The following is a 14,790-nucleotide window of genomic DNA, read 5'->3' on the forward strand; positions in this document are numbered from 1 at the left end:
TTATCTAAGGGGAGGGAGGTAGCGGTGGAGCAGCAGACGTTTGCGCTATGACCCTATAAATAGAGGGGGGATAGGTCGCTTGGAGCGCAAAGCTACTTTATCAGCGGCACAACGATCCATTTGACGTTGTCAAAGCCGTATTTGCCGATAAGCGGATCGATAACGTTTGGGGCTAATTCATCGTCGATTTCCGAGAAGACCACTGTGTCGCCGACGCGGTAGACAATGCCGATTTCGGTGAGGTCCTTGAGCGCAGCGTATTTCCCGCGGATTTCCCAGTAACCCGGCTCATCTCGGCCCTCCTGCATAATCCATGAGTACTTATCGTTGGGGTGCTCGCCTTCCGTGTAGTTAAAAGCGCAGACCACCTCGCCTACGGTTTTGGGGTCATCGTTTGTATTAACATAAAACCAAAGAGTCATAACTATACACCAAAATTAATGGGGCGCTTCTAGCTTAAAGCGTTTCTTGCACTCACCGTTGAGCCTCAATAAGCGTCAGGGTCTCAAAAAAGGGCAACGGCAACGAAGAGACAACATGCGCCCTCAGGTTCTGGTCAGCGAAACCCCGCAGCGTCGCCTCCAAGCCAGTAAGCGTGGACTGCATCAGCAAAACACGACCGTCCACGTTGAGGTAAGCCGGCACCAGCGAAATAAAGCGGTCCACCACCAGCCGCCCATCCGCGCCGCCTGCCCAAGACCGCGCAAGCCACGACTCCTCCTCATCCTCCAAAGAGGGCAAATACGGCGCATTAAACAGGACCCAATCAAACTTGGCGGCCAAGGATAGCGCCGAGAAGAGGTCGCTGCGGATAAAGCTGACTGCTGCATCGACGAGGTTTAGCTCTGCGTTGGCTTTGGCGCGATGTATGGCATAGGGGTTCACGTCGACTGCGGTAACGTGGGCGCCCTGCTTTGCCGCCGTTACGGCTAAGATACCGCTGCCCGTGCCCACATCCAAAACCTCCGCGCCCGCATTGACATGCAGGTTTTCAGCGAACAGAAAAGAATCCTCGGCTGGCTCATACACTTCCTCATCGACGTCGAAGCGGCATGGGCCAAAGTGGACTCGTTTAAGTTGGGAGGACATCTGCGATTGCTCCGAAGTCTTTAGGGGAAAGCTCCCTTACCCGCCGCTCATGGTGGGGCAGGCGCTGGGCAAGGCTTTCTGCGTCTGCTTTAGAGATTTTTCGGCTGCTTTTCAGGTAGGGCGCAAGGGCTTTAGCCAGTTTCTTGTTGCGCTGCGTAAAAAGCCACTTAACCAGCTGCTTAAACTCCGCGGGGTTCTTCACCGTGAACGCAGGGGTGCTGTGGGGTTTTAGCCGCAATATCACCGAATCAACCTCGGGCTGAGGGTAAAAAAGGGTTTTTGGCACCAAATCCAGCACCTCTGATTCCGCCTGCTGCGCCGCAACCACCGTTAACCAGCCGTACTCCTCGCTGCCTACCGACGCGACGAGGCGCATGGCAAATTCCCTCTGCACAATCATAACTGCACAGTCCACATGGCGCTCAAGCAGCCACATCACCAGATGAGAGGACAAATAGTAGGGCGGAATAGAGACGGCTTTGTTGAAGGCAGGCACAGGCGCTTTAAGCACGTCGCCCTCCACCAATGAAACGTTAGCTTTGCCCCTTAGGTGTTCACGTAGGAAAGCGGCTAGCTGCGGGTCCTTCTCGACGGCGACGACTCCTCGGCAACGCTCCAGCAGAAACCGCGTTAAAAACCCAAAGCCGGCGCCTGCATCCAAAACCACATCTGACGGTTGAAGATCTGCGTAGTCGGCGAGTTGGGGGTACAAGCTGGGCTCTATCATGAAGTTTTGTCCCAGCAGCCTGTTAGGGTTGATGTGGTGGGTTAAAAGCAGCTGCTCGATTTGCTCTTGACTCATCTGCTTTGCCTTACTGTGCCCGCGTGAAGAGGCGATATTTGCTGTCGCCCTCAAGCTCCTCCATAACCCGCTTAGTAATCAACTTCACGGGGTTAGGCAACTCAGTGCGTTTTTGGAGGTCATCAAAACTTTCAAAGGGCTTGCGCTGCCGCTCGTTGATGACTTGCCACATGTATTTTTTGCCGATGCCGGGCACAAGCTCAAGGGCATGCATACGGGGTGTTATGGCTCGGGCAGTGTTAAAGAAGTTAACAAACCACTTCTCGCGGTTAGCAACGATTTTGCTGATGACGCTTGGAAGCTCAGCTCTTGCAGCGGCGGTTAACTCTTCGTAGCCTATGCGGCCGATGATGTAGGTGACTTCTTCGCGGCTGTCTTTGCCAACGTGAACGCGGTCGCCGGGCTTTAACATCAGCCCCTCCTTCACCAGCGCCTCAAGGACCGTGAAAAATTCTTCGCCGACGCATTGGATAAGGGCGCCTGCACGGTAGCCTGCGCGTCCAGTGGGGCGGACTCCGGGTTTGCCGTGGGATAGAAAGTCCAGTACGTAAGCGTTCTCTTCATACCTTTTTTCCATAGCAGTCACTTGTGCCTCTAATGTATTTCCGTTAACTAGTTAAAAACACTTTAGCCAATTTACCTATTTGAGGAGGCGGTTTTCATTTAAAAGTTCTACGATTTGATTCAGTTTTTGGGTTTCGATGATTTTGCGTCCGCCTGCTAAGAAGACACGAAGTTCATCTACGGTTTCAGGCATGCAGTTGATGATTTGGACAGCTTCCGCTTCGTCTAGCTCGTATTCTTTGATGAGCGTCTGCAAGAGTTCTTCAGCTTTCTGAGGCTCAACTTTGCTGAATTTGCTCACGTAGTCAAGGGTGCGGCGCTGGAACTGGTCAAGGTTTTCCTCGCCGATGCTTTCCAGTACCTTTTTGACTTCTGGCAGAGTTAGCCGATTTTCGCTTACTTCTCTCTTGCTCATTTTACTTTCACTCACGTACCTGTATAGGGCTCAAGATGCTCCGAACGCACAATTATGGTTTTTATGGCTTCGCCCTGTGGGACGCTGACCACGTAGCCTCTGCCCCGCTTCTCAACGATAAAGCCTATTTTGCCGTGGAAGCGCTTATGAGGCATACTTTTCTGTGTGCTGGAATCCATCTTTATGATAACCTGGTTACCGGCTTCGTATACGTGAAGGAGCTTGCTGATTTTAGGTTTGCCTTTTTCACGAGTGGGTTTGCGCAGAAGACTGCGGGTGCCAGTGTAGTAGCCTTTTGAACCTTTCATTCTATTTCACCTATTCCATGATTACGTTGAGAACGTCAAGCTTAAGCGTCTTCGCTGGGTTATCGAGCAAAGCCGACACGTTGGGTACTGTACGTCCTTCATCTCCAGACACCAATTCTTTCACGTAGAGTCCGCCCTGACAACGAATTAGGAGCAGAGCTCTCTTAAGCGTCACCTTCTTAACTTCAAGCTTATATATGTACCTTTCCCGCACAATGTCGGCGCGGCGATGCACAACACGCAGAGGCGTCTGCTGCTTTATCAATGCCCCCGTGAGCTTCTCCTCTATCATACGCAAGCCCTCGTCGGTGAGGTCATGTTCGAATTCAGCCAGTAAACGGTACTCCTTCTGGGCGCCCTCCCCCTTCTTTAGGTGCCGCACATCATCTTTGGTGGCGAAATGCAACTCGGAAACCTCAACTTTGCCTAAGCCGCCAGCGTTGATTGCCTGCTCAATCACCTTGAGGTCAACGGCGCGTTTTTTGGGTTTAGAAACCTCCACGATGTAGGGTCTGCCTGAACCCAGCATACGCGCATCGATGTCTTCTCTGCCGGAGGCATGGAAAAACGATTCTTCGCCGCCTGTTGCTTCCAGCAGCGGCTTAGACGTGAAGGCCTCCACTGATTCAGGGTAAAGTTTGCCTGTGCCGCCGCATTTCTCGCAGCCTCTGCCATGGCAGCTGGAGCAGAACCACTCAGACTGGGGAATGGTGCGGACGAGTTTGCGGTATCTGCCGCCTACAAAAAGCGGGTTAATTTGCACTTTGACTTTTTCCTGGAATGGATCGATGACTGGAACCACTTCGGGGGTGAGGTACTCGGCTTCTTTGCCTGTTGCCTTCGCCAATGCTTTACCGAAGACTCTGCCGAATTCGTGGCGGATGCTTTCGCCGTAGCTGATGTTTTGAGTGCCTTTGAATTCATCCTCCCGCTCCTCGACGGCGATGGGCAACTCGATGCCGACTAGGAAGGTTTTGAATTCGTATTCTTTGAGTGCATCGAGGGCTTTTTGGGTTAAAGTTTCAACCTGAGCGAATTTGCCGTCGCAGAGGTGGCATTTGGCGTCGGCGGCCTCTGTGGGGACGCTTTTTTTGAGGTGTTCAAGCGTTTTTTTGGCGGCGTCACAGAAGCCGTTGGATGCTAAGACCCTAAGGCGCTCAATGCCTTCTTCCGATGCCTGCTGCGTGGCTAAATCGTTAGCTGCCATGACGAGGCTGACTTTGAGGGCTGCTCCCCGGAGGTTGTTTTCCATGCAGTAGCCCAGCTGTGCGAATTGGCGGCCTAAGCAGTGGTCGCAAAGCGGGTATTTACTGAGTAACTCGTATGCTTTCTCTAAAACATCCATCGCAGTAACCTACATTTACCCTAAGCCCATCGGCATGCCGCCTTTTCCGCCCAGCCCAAACGGCAGCTTCTTTTTGCGCTTAAACATCTTGAGCATCTTCTTCATGTTAAAGTACTGTTTAACCAGTTCCTTGACTTCTTTCTCGCTGGTTCCGCTGCCCCGTGCGATGCGGCGTGCACGAGAGGAATTAAGCAGTTTCGGATTCTCTTTTTCCGCAGGAGTCATAGATTGGATGATAACCTGCCAGGTGTCCAATCGGCCCTCCGCGGTGTTTAACATGTCATCAGGAATGTTTGAACCCGACATACCCGGCAGCATCTTCATCACTTTGCTGAATGGACCCATGTTTTTGACTGCCGCGAACTGCTCGTACATGTCAGTTAGGGTAAAGTTGCCGCTGAGGATCTCCTTGGCCTTCTTCTGGGGAACCTTGATTTCGGCGTCATGCACCTTCTCCAGCAGCGTCTCAAGGTCTCCCATGCCAAGCAGGCGCCCCACGAAGCGGCTGGGCACGAAGGCTTCGATGTCCTCGACTTTCTCGCCGGTGCCTATGAATTTGATGGGTGCGCCGGTGGCTGCGACTGCGGAGAGTGCGCCGCCTCCACGGCTGGAGCCGTCGAGTTTGGTGACGATAATTGCGCCGATGGGGGTGGCTTCATGGAAGGTTTTTGCCTGCGCCAGCGCCTGCTGCCCGATGGTGCCGTCGATAACCATGATGATTTCGTCGGGGTGAATGCCCTTCTCGATGTCCTTCATTTCTTTAATAAGGTCTTTTTCTTCCTTATGGCGGCCAGCGGTATCCACGATTATGAGGTCGCGGTCCTGAAACTGCTTAAAGCCCTCTTTAGCCACCTTAACGGGATCCTTAGCTTTGGCGTCGCCGAAGATAGGCACGTTGATGCGGGTGGCTAGCTGCTGAAGCTGGGCGTAGGCGCCCGGGCGGAAGGTGTCCGCGGCGATTAAGCCGACTTTTATGCCGCGTTTCTGGAAGTACCGCCCGAGTTTGGCGGCGTGGGTGGTTTTGCCTGAGCCCTGGATGCCCACGAGCATGATGGTTTTCTTTTTGCCGGGTTCCACTTTAAGGGGGACAGCTTTGTCGCCTACGAATTTGGTGAGTTCCTCGTAGACTACTTTGATGACGTGTTCACGTCGGGAGACGCCTGGGGGAACCTTTTCTTTAAGGGCGCGTTCCTCGATGTTTTTGCTGATTTGGAGCACTAGCTGAACGTTTACGTCTGCTTGCAGAAGCGCCCGCTGTATGTCGCGGACAAGTTCCTTCACTGCTGCTTCGTCGACGACGCCTGCCTTGAACAGTTTCTTAATAGCGTCGGTTAATGAGGAACTGAGCTTGTCTAGTGCCATCTGGGTCTCCGCCTATCACTTTATTGTTCTTTTAGATAAAGATTACACAACAAAGCAACGTTTAAACCTGAATCCGCGGGGTTGAAGCCTCAGGATAAATAATTCCCCATTTAGCGTTCTTCACAATTCAGACGGCTCTTCATGCATCATTGGCTTCACCAAAAAAGCGCCATGCTAGAACATAAACTTTGGCAGGTTGTTTGTTTTTTCTTTCTGTGAAGAGCCGCGGTTTCTGCTTCACCATAAAAGTGCATTTTGGGGCGATTGCTGCTGCTCCCAAAGACCTACCCCCCTCTATTTATAGAGACAAAGAAGCGGCGCCTGCTGCTCCACCACTACCTCCCTCCCCCTCTTCAGGTTTTCTTCATAGGTTAACCATTAGGCGGCTAATAGACTCACAAACATCAGAAAGCAACGGCAACAACTTTTGTGGTTGGTTTGGATAAATTTTAATGCAGCAACCCTTAACTCTTCTTTATAGGTGAAAAGTGTTGGGCGCTGAGCGGGTAATCCACGCATCGATATTTGTATTGTTACTAGTAGGGATAGCTGCATTGTGCTTCTGGGCGAGCTACACTTACCTGCCGCTGGAGAGCAACCTCATATTGTTCGTTGCCAGTATCCCGCTAAGCTGGGGAATCTTGCTGTTGGCGCTCTACGTTGCCTTCAGTCGGCTCGGCTGGAAATGGTGGAGCTAAAAAAGCAAAGCTGACTAAATGGAAAAGAAAGCCGCAGAAGAAAGCGGTTACTTTGCGCGGACGATTTTGACTTTGCCCAGAATCTTCCAGTACTCTATCTCGGTGCCCGGGGTCAATTTTGCTTTTAGGTCTTCCTCTTCTGGGAAGGGGGCGTCGAGGTACTCGTAGCTTTCTAGGTCCATGATTTGGACGCCTGTTGGGTTAACTGCGAAGACTTGGCCTGGGCGCTTGTCGATTATGGGGACTTCTGCGCCTGCATCCACTGGTTTAACGAATTGTCTTTTCTGGTTATCGAATACGCCGATTGCGACGATGCGGGCTTTGGCTGCGCCGTGTTTGCCTGGTTTAGATTTGGCTATGTCAACGATGCGGCAGGGTTCGCCTTCAATCATCATGTACCCGCCAACGCGTAGTTCTCCGACGTCTACTGGTTTGCTCATACACTCACCACAGTAAAGATTCTATTTAATGCAATTCCTAATTACACCCATATATAGATTAAGGTTCACGCCCGCGTAAAAGTGACTTAGTGGCGTGTTGTATACCAGAGATTTTTACGTTTAAAAAAGCAAAAATGCAGAGAATGAGAAAGTCCGCTAGCGGTGGTAGAGGCGCTGTATCACAAAGAGGATAAATTGGCCATGCTCGGTCTTCACCAGATTAGACGCCAGCTTCACGGGGAGTTTGGCTCCGTCCTTGCGCAGATGAACCATCTCCAGATTCGCCTGCCCCCTTAACATGATGCGGCTCAGCAGATCCTTCACGGATGAGGCATCCGAGGGCGGCAGCAAAGCAGCGATGTTTAGGTTCAAGAACTCATCTACACTATAGCCGTAGGCCTTCGACGCCGCGTCGTTGGCGTATGCGAAGTCGCCTTTGGTGTTAACCAGAAAAATCGCGTTCAACGTGTTATCCAGGACGGCGGCTCGGAGCTTGAGGCCCTCCACGGTTTTTCTGTGCTCCTCAACCTCCAACGAGAGCTGCTCGTTTATTTTGGCGCATTCGGAGGTTCGGACCGCCACGACCTCTTCAAGTCGCCCCCTATAGTTGCTGAGTTCGGTTTCAATATCCCTTTTCTTAGTTGCATCCAAAGACAGAATCAGGATTCCTTCAGGTATCGGTTCGATTCGGAGTTCAAACCAGCCTTTGGAGCCGTCGGGATAGGTGAATTCGTTGTCGACTTGATGCGAAATACGGTTGGTCATGGAGCTTTGCAGGTAACTGAAAAGTAAGGTTTTGTCGATGCCGGGGTAAACCTGCATCATCGTGTAGCCTAAAAGCGCCTCTTTGGATTTGCGTCCCTGCTTAGCGGCAGCGTCGTTTACGTAGAGGTAGCGCCAGTCATAATCGATTATCTGGTAGCCCTCAATCATGTAATCCAAGGTTACCTGCAGGCGATTCTCAACTTCATTTTGAGACCACACCTTTCTTGACCGCGCCGTAACATCTTCGCCTGAACTTAAAACCCCAATAACAGTGCCGTCAGTGTCGGTAACTAAAACGTTATGGAAGTTAAAGACGACTTCTTCGCCGTTTCTGGCGGCGACTGGATGCTCGTAGTGCACGTGGCGAAGCGTACCGCCCAGCATGTCATGGAAAAGCCGTTTGGCCTCAGCGCGCTTGATGGCGGGAACGAAGCTTTCAAACCAGTTTTTGCCGACAACCTCGCCTTTGGGGTAGCCTAGAATTTGAAGGGCTTTCTTGTTTACGTCAACAACGACTTCTCTGCTGTTGACGGCGACTAAAAAGACGTCGGCTAAATCAAAGTAGAACTGCGCCAAATTTGATGTTTCCATCCTATTCATTCTCCTCTGGGCTGGGGTTTGCCTGTTTGGAGGCAGGCAGATACATTTGGGTAGTGTACTCCTTCATCATGCGGCAGGTGTTGAATCTGGGCGTAACGGTTTTTATGGCTTCTTTCACGGCGCTTATCCAGCCGTTGGGGATGCCTCGTCGGTCCCGTTCATAGTAGAGGGCGGTGATCTGGTTTTCGAGTTGACTGTAGAGGGATTCGGCGTCGCTTCGGTCTTCCTCCTCGCGGGGCACCGTAAAGTCCCCGATGGCCCAGCCGTTTTTGCCGTTGTAGGCTTCTGCCCACCATCCATCAAGGACACTGAAGTTCACAACGCCATTAAGCGAAGCCTTCATGCCGCTGGTTCCCGATGCCTCCTGCAGCCGCTTAGGCGTATTGAGCCACACGTCGACTCCTCGGACAAGATCACGTGACAAGTTGAGGTCGTAGTCCTCGATGAAGGCGATGCGTCCCTGAAAGCCCCGGTCAAGCGCAACCTCATACACCCTCTTAAGCAGCAGCTTTGACTGGTAATCAGCCGGGTGTGATTTGCCTGCGAAGATTATCTGCACGGGCCGCTCGGGGTTGGTGATGATGCGTTTTAGGCGCTCCATGTCCGCGAGGAGCAGGTAGGGTCGCTTGTACTCGGTGAATCGACGCGCGTAGCCGATTGTTAAGGCGTAGGGATCCAGCATCGTGCCCATGGCGGTTAACTGCTGGGGCGCCGCTGAACCATGCGTCCATCGCCTCTGCGCGCGATCCTGGACAGTGAGCATCATGCGGCTCTTCAAGGTTTGGCGCAGCTGCCATAGCGCCTGCTCAGGTACAGAGTCGATGCAGTCCCAGTACTCTTGGCTGTCCTGCCGCTTATGCATATCAGGGCTGAGGTATTTCTCGCAGAGCGCGCCTATCTCGGGGGCCTGCCAAGCCGGCAGATGCACGCCGTTGGTTATAGAGAGAATCGGGACTTCCTCAGCGGTTTTTCTGGGCCAAAGCACCTGCCACATCCGCCGCGTGACTTCCCCATGCAGCTTAGACACGGCGTTGGAGCGGCTGGAAAGCCGGAAAGCAAACGCGGTGAGGTTAAACCTATCATTATCCAGCCCCGGATACTGCCCCAGCCTAGCGAAGGTGCCTCGGTCGATGCCCAGTGGCTCCCAGAGGTTGCGGGAGTAGCGGTCCATCAGGTAGAGGCTGAAAACGTGGTGGCCAGCCGGGACAGGTGTATGGGTTGTGAAGACCGTGCAGCTTCGGACGTTTTCGATGGCTTGCTCCAAAGAGGCGCCCTGTGCACGTTCAAGCCGCAACCGCTCAAGCATCATGAAGGCGGTGTGGTCCTCGTTAGCATGCCAAACCACGGGTTCAATATGCAGCTCCCGCAGCGTCCTAGCGCCTCCTACGCCCAGCACGATTAGTTGGCGAAGCCGCTCTTCCTGGTCGGCGGTGTAGAGGCGCGCTGAGAGGGTTCTGTCAGCCTCCGTGTTTTCTTCGACGTTGGTGTCAAGCAAATACAGGTTTACTCTACCCACTCTCACCTGCCAAACCTTCACGTAGACCTGGCGGTCAGCGAGGTCAATGGGGATAAGGGGCCCGCAGCCATAGGGCCAGGCGCAGGGACTGATGGGTGCATCGTTGAAGTCGATTTGAAGGTAATCTTCCTGCTGCTCGCCCTCCGCGGAGATGCGCTGGCGGAAGTAACCCTGAGGATACATGAACCCCACCGCCACTAGAGGCAAGCTGCGGTCAGAGCATTCCTTGCAGATGTCGCCGGCTAAAACGCCAAGGCCACCCGCGTAGATGGGTAGGGAATTGTGGATGGCGTACTCCGCGGAGAAATAGGCAATGGGTCCTTTGGGCACATCGGGGCTGGTTTGGCCGCACCACTGGGGCGGTCGGGACATTTCAGCGTCAAACTCTTGCATCACCGCATCGTAGAGCTCCAGAAAAGCGGGGTCACGCGCAGCCGCCTCCAGCCTCTGGGGATCAATGGTCCGCAGCTGCTTAACGGGGTTATGTCCGCTGGTTCTCCAAAGAGCATAATCTAGCGAGCGGAAAACCTGGCGGCCGCCCTCGTTCCAGCTCCACCACAGATTGTTAGCTAGCTCGAATAGTCTGCCGATTCGTGGAGGAATCACCGATAATCTGGTTTCGCTGTAACCTTCAGCCGTCACTTGGGTATCCTCGTGGGTTTTTAGAAGCCAAGTTAGGGGCACGCGCCGAAACTTTATCCCCTAACGTCAGTAAGATAGTGCCGAAACTAAATAAAAGATGTTTCTTTCGATTATAGCTGCGTTTTAGGGGGGTCTGGAAGATAGATGGCGCTTTGCCTCCGCGAACGTTAATATAGATTAATGGGTTCACGCTAATTACAAAGCGGTGGAAAAGTGTTCAAAAGCGTTGGGTTAATCGCCCGCTTCGACCAGAAGCCTGCGTTACAACTCGCTGAAGAGCTAGCCGAGTTTCTTGCAGAGAAGGGCTTGGAGGTTTACATAGAAGATACCCTTGCCGGCATCGTTTCAAGCAAAGAACGCTTTGTTCCACTTAGCAAGATGCAAACTGACTTCATAATAACCATCGGCGGAGACGGCACCATCCTGCGCACCGCCATAAACATCCCTAAACCCGACACGCCAATCCTTGCAGTCAACATGGGCGTAAGGGGATTCTTAACCGAGGTGGAGCCTAAATGCGCCTGCGAAGCCGTGGAGCGCACCCTGAAGGGCGATTTTCGCATCGAGAAATCCGCCAAGATGGCGGTTCAAGCCGGCAAAGAGCAGCTTCCCGACGCCCTAAACGACGTTGTCATCTCCACTGGTGAGCCCTCCAAGATTCTCTACGCCCAAATCTGCAAGAACGGCAAACCCATCCTGAAATGCCAAGCAGACGGCTTAATCATCGGCACCCAAACCGGCTCCACAGGCTACTCGCTCTCCGCCGGCGGACCAGTGCTGGACCCGCAGGTCGACGCGTTTGTGCTTACCCCGATTTGTTCGCTGACTGTTTTTCATTCGCTGGTGTTCCCCGCGGATTCCACCTTAACGTTTAATGTGCTGCGCCCCGAAAAGATGCTAGTTATGATTGATGGCAGCTACCGCAAAACCGTATGCACCGACGAGTTAACGGTGAAGGTAACCCGCTCCCAAAACGTAACGTCGTTTATCCGTTTTGAAGCAAACTTTTATGATAGACTCCGCAATAGGCTGCTCTTTAAGGGAACCGAATGAGCACGCAACCCCCAAATCAGCCTCGCATAACGGTCCTGGATACCTCCGCGTTTGTCGGCGGCTTTGACCCCTTCGCCTCAGCTGACTTGCTGGTGACTGCGCCGGCGGTGGTGGAGGAAATCAGGCGTGACTCGATGGTGAAAATGCGTTTTGAGGCTGCCTTGGAAAGCGGCAAAGTCAGAATCCAAGAGCCCAGCAAGCAATACCGAGATGCCGCGGAGGCTTCGGCGGGCAAAGTGGGGGATGCACATAAACTCTCAGAGGCGGACATGCAGCTGCTAGCGTTGGCGCTACAGCTTAAAGCCGAGGGTTACCTGCCCCAAATCGTAACCGACGACTACTCCATCCAAAACGTCGCCGTCAAAGTGGGCGTAGAGTTCTCGTCGCGCTCCACCTATGGCATCAAGCGGATGCTGGAGTGGATACGTTACTGCCCCGCCTGCCACAAACAGTACCCCGGCACAAGCAAACTTCAGGAATGCCAAATCTGCGGCACCCCCCTTAAACGCAAACCAAAACGGCAACTTCAAACCTAAAAGAGAAGCAAAAGCAGAATCAAAAGCAGCCCCTCCACGCCGAAAACTGGGGGCGCGACGCGTTTGGCTTTCGCGATGGCTTCATCCACCAGGACAGTTATGGATTTTAAGCGTTCTTCACCGATAACCCGCACGTTTGGAACAGTGAATTGGATGCAGCCGGCTTTAGCATCTTCCAGGTCGGCGGCGGCGTTTCGGGCGGCTTGTTTAACATAGCCTATGAGGGCTTGGTGGTCGATGGCTTCGCCGAGGGGATGGTAACCGCGGCTGCCCGTGGACAGGGCGCTTACGGCATGTGTGTCGGTTGTGAAGACTTCGGCTGCATCAAACCCTGATTCAGATAGGGCAGAGAGGATTTTCTCGCGCAGATGCGGCACCATATTGTTTCCGTCAAGCACCACATACACGGTTTTTTGGCCCGCAACCTCAACGGCGACTGCGGTTACGCCGCCTGTTCCCATGCCCTGCTTCTGGGTGAATTCCTTTGGGTACACGGTTGCGGAGCCGACTTGAAACGGCTTTTTGGTTTCTGCGGTGGCTTTAAGCAGGCATTTGAAGGCGGCACGCTTAAGCTCGTCAACGTGCTGGGCGGTGTCGTCGACTTCGCCAAGGCAGTTATGTGCGTTAACGATGACCGCATGCTCAAAGCCATAGCGGTTGGCTTCCTCTGTGACGAGGCGTCCCAGCTCCTGTGGCAGGTCCTCTGTTGTTTGAGGTGCCAGCGAGAAGGCAATAAGGACGGTGTTGTCGAAGATTTGGCAGCTGGCGGTTGCGGCGCCGTCGGTTGCCACCAAAAAGGGGGAGGCTAAGTCGGAGGCGGCTTTAAACTTGGCTTTGGAGAGCACTTCAGCAATGATTTTTTGGTTCTGAGCCTGCGAGGCTAAGTCAAGTTCATGGCCCAATATGCCCAGGGGCGTGCAGGCGCTGCAGCCATACTGCTCCTCGTAGCCATGCTTTAGAAGCGACGGCAAAAGGCTGCTGCCTATGTTCTTGAATGGACCCGGATGCACAAGCGGCATGATGATGGCGGCTTTAGGTTTAGAGGCATCGAATTTAAGCAGGGTAACATCGATGTCGGCGTCTTGACCCATCTCTTCAAGGTATGTCTCCAGCGGTGCGTTTGCATCCGTGACCCAGTTGGTGATAAAGGCGCGGAACAGCGGCATCGCGGGTAATCCGTAGCTGCTTTTTCCCAGACGATTAATCGATTGCAGGAACAGGTAGACGGCTGCGTAGCTGATTACGGGGGCAAGGATGATGAAGGGTAAAAGGGGTAAAACCTCAAGGATGGAGACTTGCCAAAGGGCTAGGAAAGCAGCGATGACTAGGAGGGGCTGGAGGATTGCCGCGGCGATTTGCCGCCATGCGCCGCCGGTTGCCACCGACGAGAGCACTAGAAAACGCAGGGTAAGGACCGCTCCAAAGCCTATCAGGGCAAGCTTAACCCATAGCAGCCCACCTAAAAAGAAGCCTAAAGCTGTGCCTACTGCCAGCAAAGCAATCCAGATTAACCAGCAGGTAAACGACACCACGGAGGTTCGCCGCGTGTTAAAGATGGGGTCGTCTTTTAGGATAACTTTGCTTATTGTCGAGTCGGCTATTAGGGTGGCGGCGAGTGTGAGGATGCCCAGCGCTAAACTGTAGAGGGGAGACAAAAAGGGCAATGCAGTGAGGGTGACGCCTGCCAGGCAGATGGCGGCGATGGCTAGCAGGGAGTTTCGGTAGGTGGGCAGGGAGAATAGGGAGGAGTAGTGTTTTTTGGCTTTGTCGATTGAGCTGTTAAGGGAACGGTCGGGCTCCATGGCGTGTCTTCACTATGGAATTGGATAGCCCTATTAATATTTAGCTTACAGGGACCTTTTGGGTTGTCATTAATTACAGGATTTTCTATAACAGCACAGGCAAGCAACCCTTTTTTAACATAAAAACGGCAAAAACAAGGGCCAAAAAGCGGAGGTTTGCTGCTTCAACCCAAAAAAGCACCATACCCGCGAGGAGATACCGTTTTATGCAAAGAAGCCCATCATTACTATTCCCTGAAGTCCTATCTATGCCAGAGCAAGAATTGCCGCCGTCAATCTATAACATGCTGGAACGCAACATCGGAAAAAAAATCCGGGTAATTTTAGATCCAGCATATGGATTTGAAGGCACATTAGCCGCAGTTACAAATCAGCCATCGGGAATTTGGCTCTCCGACGCGGACGCCATCGTGCTTCGCTCAACCATAGCGCAGCCTATTCCGCAGGTAGCTAGCCGAGAGGAGCGCAGTGAGCTTTTTGTGCACCTAAACTCGGTTCAAAGAATAGAAGTTCTCCATCCGCCCGCGGCGCCCAGAAGAGGATAAAGAATAAAGGTTTTAGAAGAAGATTTTTGCTAAAACAGACACAACAATCAAAGTCACAGCCATACCTACGAGAAGTTCAGGGCGGATTTTGATGCCTTCGGTTTCTTCCTCGAAGAACCGCAGCAGCCCTGCGCTTGCAGCAGGCATTGGACCGGAGTCTTTCTTTCGTTTTCTCATACCCATAGAGGTCGCATCCAAAGATGTTGATACCAGCCTAAGTGCCGATTTTAACTAATTAATGTTATGCCAACCCGATAGAAAACAACTGCTGAATTCACAAATCCAGCTATAGCCAATTAGAAGTCACA

General features: G+C 52.9%; 17 protein-coding genes. 4 read left to right on the forward strand and 13 right to left on the reverse strand.

Features of this window, described 5'->3' with window-relative positions; all coding sequences use genetic code 11:
- Nucleotides 1-92 precede the first annotated feature (92 nt).
- The 8 genes from NWE93_08860 to NWE93_08895 form a co-directional block, all read right to left on the reverse strand.
- Complete coding sequence (locus tag NWE93_08860; GenBank protein ID MCW4000337.1) at nucleotides 93-422, reverse strand: hypothetical protein; 330 nt, start codon at nucleotides 420-422, stop codon at nucleotides 93-95.
- Between the two features lie 52 nt (nucleotides 423-474).
- On the reverse strand, nucleotides 475-1,089 hold the full coding sequence (locus tag NWE93_08865; protein MCW4000338.1) for a class I SAM-dependent methyltransferase: 615 nt from the start codon (nucleotides 1,087-1,089) through the stop codon (nucleotides 475-477).
- Nucleotides 1,073-1,891, reverse strand: a complete 819-nt coding sequence (rsmA, locus tag NWE93_08870; GenBank protein MCW4000339.1) for a 16S rRNA (adenine(1518)-N(6)/adenine(1519)-N(6))-dimethyltransferase RsmA — start codon at nucleotides 1,889-1,891, stop codon at nucleotides 1,073-1,075. Before rsmA ends, NWE93_08865 begins: the two co-directional genes overlap by 17 nt.
- Nucleotides 1,892-1,901: 10 nt before the next feature.
- Entirely contained in the window at nucleotides 1,902-2,468 is a 567-nt protein-coding gene (locus NWE93_08875; GenBank protein ID MCW4000340.1) for a DUF655 domain-containing protein, read from the reverse strand.
- Nucleotides 2,469-2,531: 63 nt separating this feature from the next.
- Complete coding sequence (locus tag NWE93_08880; protein ID MCW4000341.1) at nucleotides 2,532-2,870, reverse strand: RNA polymerase Rpb4; 339 nt, start codon at nucleotides 2,868-2,870, stop codon at nucleotides 2,532-2,534.
- An 11-nt stretch (nucleotides 2,871-2,881) separates the two neighbouring features.
- A complete protein-coding gene (locus tag NWE93_08885) occupies nucleotides 2,882-3,178 on the reverse strand; it encodes a 50S ribosomal protein L21e (protein MCW4000342.1) in 297 nt (98 codons plus the stop codon).
- A 10-nt stretch (nucleotides 3,179-3,188) separates the two neighbouring features.
- Nucleotides 3,189-4,523: a tRNA pseudouridine(54/55) synthase Pus10 gene (locus NWE93_08890; GenBank protein ID MCW4000343.1), complete on the reverse strand. Its 1,335-nt coding sequence runs from the start codon at nucleotides 4,521-4,523 to the stop codon at nucleotides 3,189-3,191.
- Nucleotides 4,524-4,538: 15 nt separating this feature from the next.
- Nucleotides 4,539-5,885, reverse strand: coding sequence for a signal recognition particle protein Srp54 (locus tag NWE93_08895; GenBank protein MCW4000344.1), 1,347 nt, complete (start codon nucleotides 5,883-5,885; stop codon nucleotides 4,539-4,541).
- Nucleotides 5,886-6,376: 491 nt separating this feature from the next.
- On the opposite strand from NWE93_08895, the gene NWE93_08900 reads away from it, so the two are divergent.
- The gene (locus tag NWE93_08900) at nucleotides 6,377-6,583 is read left to right on the forward strand and encodes a hypothetical protein (GenBank protein MCW4000345.1); all 207 of its coding nucleotides are present in this window, start codon (nucleotides 6,377-6,379) and stop codon (nucleotides 6,581-6,583) included.
- Between the two features lie 47 nt (nucleotides 6,584-6,630).
- Here the strand turns inward: NWE93_08900 and NWE93_08905 are convergent, their stop codons facing one another.
- The 3 genes from NWE93_08905 to glgP all read right to left on the reverse strand — a co-directional run bounded on the left by NWE93_08905 (nucleotide 6,631) and on the right by glgP (nucleotide 10,546).
- Nucleotides 6,631-7,023, reverse strand: coding sequence for a translation initiation factor IF-5A (locus NWE93_08905; protein ID MCW4000346.1), 393 nt, complete (start codon nucleotides 7,021-7,023; stop codon nucleotides 6,631-6,633).
- A 156-nt stretch (nucleotides 7,024-7,179) separates the two neighbouring features.
- Nucleotides 7,180-8,379 (reverse strand): PAS domain S-box protein, encoded by a 1,200-nt coding sequence (locus NWE93_08910; GenBank protein ID MCW4000347.1) that lies wholly within the window; start codon nucleotides 8,377-8,379, stop codon nucleotides 7,180-7,182.
- A gap of 1 nt (nucleotide 8,380) precedes the next feature.
- The gene (gene glgP / locus NWE93_08915) at nucleotides 8,381-10,546 is read right to left on the reverse strand and encodes an alpha-glucan family phosphorylase (protein MCW4000348.1); all 2,166 of its coding nucleotides are present in this window, start codon (nucleotides 10,544-10,546) and stop codon (nucleotides 8,381-8,383) included.
- A gap of 213 nt (nucleotides 10,547-10,759) precedes the next feature.
- Between glgP and NWE93_08920 the strand changes: the two genes are divergently transcribed.
- Nucleotides 10,760-11,599 carry an NAD(+)/NADH kinase gene (locus NWE93_08920; protein ID MCW4000349.1) on the forward strand — a complete coding sequence of 280 codons (840 nt, stop codon included), beginning with the start codon at nucleotides 10,760-10,762 and terminating at the stop codon, nucleotides 11,597-11,599.
- Nucleotides 11,596-12,135 carry a ribonuclease VapC gene (locus NWE93_08925; protein MCW4000350.1) on the forward strand — a complete coding sequence of 180 codons (540 nt, stop codon included), beginning with the start codon at nucleotides 11,596-11,598 and terminating at the stop codon, nucleotides 12,133-12,135. Before NWE93_08920 ends, NWE93_08925 begins: the two co-directional genes overlap by 4 nt.
- Here the strand turns inward: NWE93_08925 and NWE93_08930 are convergent.
- The gene (locus NWE93_08930; protein ID MCW4000351.1) at nucleotides 12,132-13,937 is read right to left on the reverse strand and encodes a DUF2070 family protein; all 1,806 of its coding nucleotides are present in this window, start codon (nucleotides 13,935-13,937) and stop codon (nucleotides 12,132-12,134) included. The two genes, NWE93_08925 and NWE93_08930, sit on opposite strands and share 4 nt — an antisense overlap.
- Before the next feature lie 248 nt (nucleotides 13,938-14,185).
- On the opposite strand from NWE93_08930, the gene NWE93_08935 reads away from it, so the two are divergent.
- On the forward strand, nucleotides 14,186-14,482 hold the full coding sequence (locus tag NWE93_08935) for a hypothetical protein (protein MCW4000352.1): 297 nt from the start codon (nucleotides 14,186-14,188) through the stop codon (nucleotides 14,480-14,482).
- A 12-nt stretch (nucleotides 14,483-14,494) separates the two neighbouring features.
- Here the strand turns inward: NWE93_08935 and NWE93_08940 are convergent, their stop codons facing one another.
- Nucleotides 14,495-14,665 carry a preprotein translocase subunit Sec61beta gene (locus NWE93_08940; GenBank protein ID MCW4000353.1) on the reverse strand — a complete coding sequence of 57 codons (171 nt, stop codon included), beginning with the start codon at nucleotides 14,663-14,665 and terminating at the stop codon, nucleotides 14,495-14,497.
- Nucleotides 14,666-14,790 lie beyond the last annotated feature (125 nt).

The sequence above is a fragment of the Candidatus Bathyarchaeota archaeon genome, from assembly GCA_026014735.1.
GTDB lineage: Archaea > Thermoproteota > Bathyarchaeia > Bathyarchaeales > Bathycorpusculaceae > Bathycorpusculum.

What these genes read in the sequence shown, in the direction of transcription:
- rsmA (MCW4000339.1), bottom strand. Translation starts at nt 1,891, where the DNA reads ATGAGTCAAGAGCAAATCGAGCAGCTGCTTTTAACCCACCACATCAAC.
- NWE93_08865 (MCW4000338.1), bottom strand. Translation starts at nt 1,089, where the DNA reads ATGTCCTCCCAACTTAAACGAGTCCACTTTGGCCCATGCCGCTTCGAC.
- NWE93_08880 (MCW4000341.1), bottom strand. Translation starts at nt 2,870, where the DNA reads ATGAGCAAGAGAGAAGTAAGCGAAAATCGGCTAACTCTGCCAGAAGTC.
- NWE93_08905 (MCW4000346.1), bottom strand. Translation starts at nt 7,023, where the DNA reads ATGAGCAAACCAGTAGACGTCGGAGAACTACGCGTTGGCGGGTACATG.
- NWE93_08940 (MCW4000353.1), bottom strand. Translation starts at nt 14,665, where the DNA reads ATGGGTATGAGAAAACGAAAGAAAGACTCCGGTCCAATGCCTGCTGCA.
- NWE93_08875 (MCW4000340.1), bottom strand. Translation starts at nt 2,468, where the DNA reads ATGGAAAAAAGGTATGAAGAGAACGCTTACGTACTGGACTTTCTATCC.
- NWE93_08925 (MCW4000350.1), top strand. Translation starts at nt 11,596, where the DNA reads ATGAGCACGCAACCCCCAAATCAGCCTCGCATAACGGTCCTGGATACC.
- NWE93_08910 (MCW4000347.1), bottom strand. Translation starts at nt 8,379, where the DNA reads ATGGAAACATCAAATTTGGCGCAGTTCTACTTTGATTTAGCCGACGTC.
- NWE93_08885 (MCW4000342.1), bottom strand. Translation starts at nt 3,178, where the DNA reads ATGAAAGGTTCAAAAGGCTACTACACTGGCACCCGCAGTCTTCTGCGC.
- NWE93_08860 (MCW4000337.1), bottom strand. Translation starts at nt 422, where the DNA reads ATGACTCTTTGGTTTTATGTTAATACAAACGATGACCCCAAAACCGTA.
- NWE93_08935 (MCW4000352.1), top strand. Translation starts at nt 14,186, where the DNA reads ATGCCAGAGCAAGAATTGCCGCCGTCAATCTATAACATGCTGGAACGC.
- NWE93_08890 (MCW4000343.1), bottom strand. Translation starts at nt 4,523, where the DNA reads ATGGATGTTTTAGAGAAAGCATACGAGTTACTCAGTAAATACCCGCTT.
- NWE93_08895 (MCW4000344.1), bottom strand. Translation starts at nt 5,885, where the DNA reads ATGGCACTAGACAAGCTCAGTTCCTCATTAACCGACGCTATTAAGAAA.
- NWE93_08930 (MCW4000351.1), bottom strand. Translation starts at nt 13,937, where the DNA reads ATGGAGCCCGACCGTTCCCTTAACAGCTCAATCGACAAAGCCAAAAAA.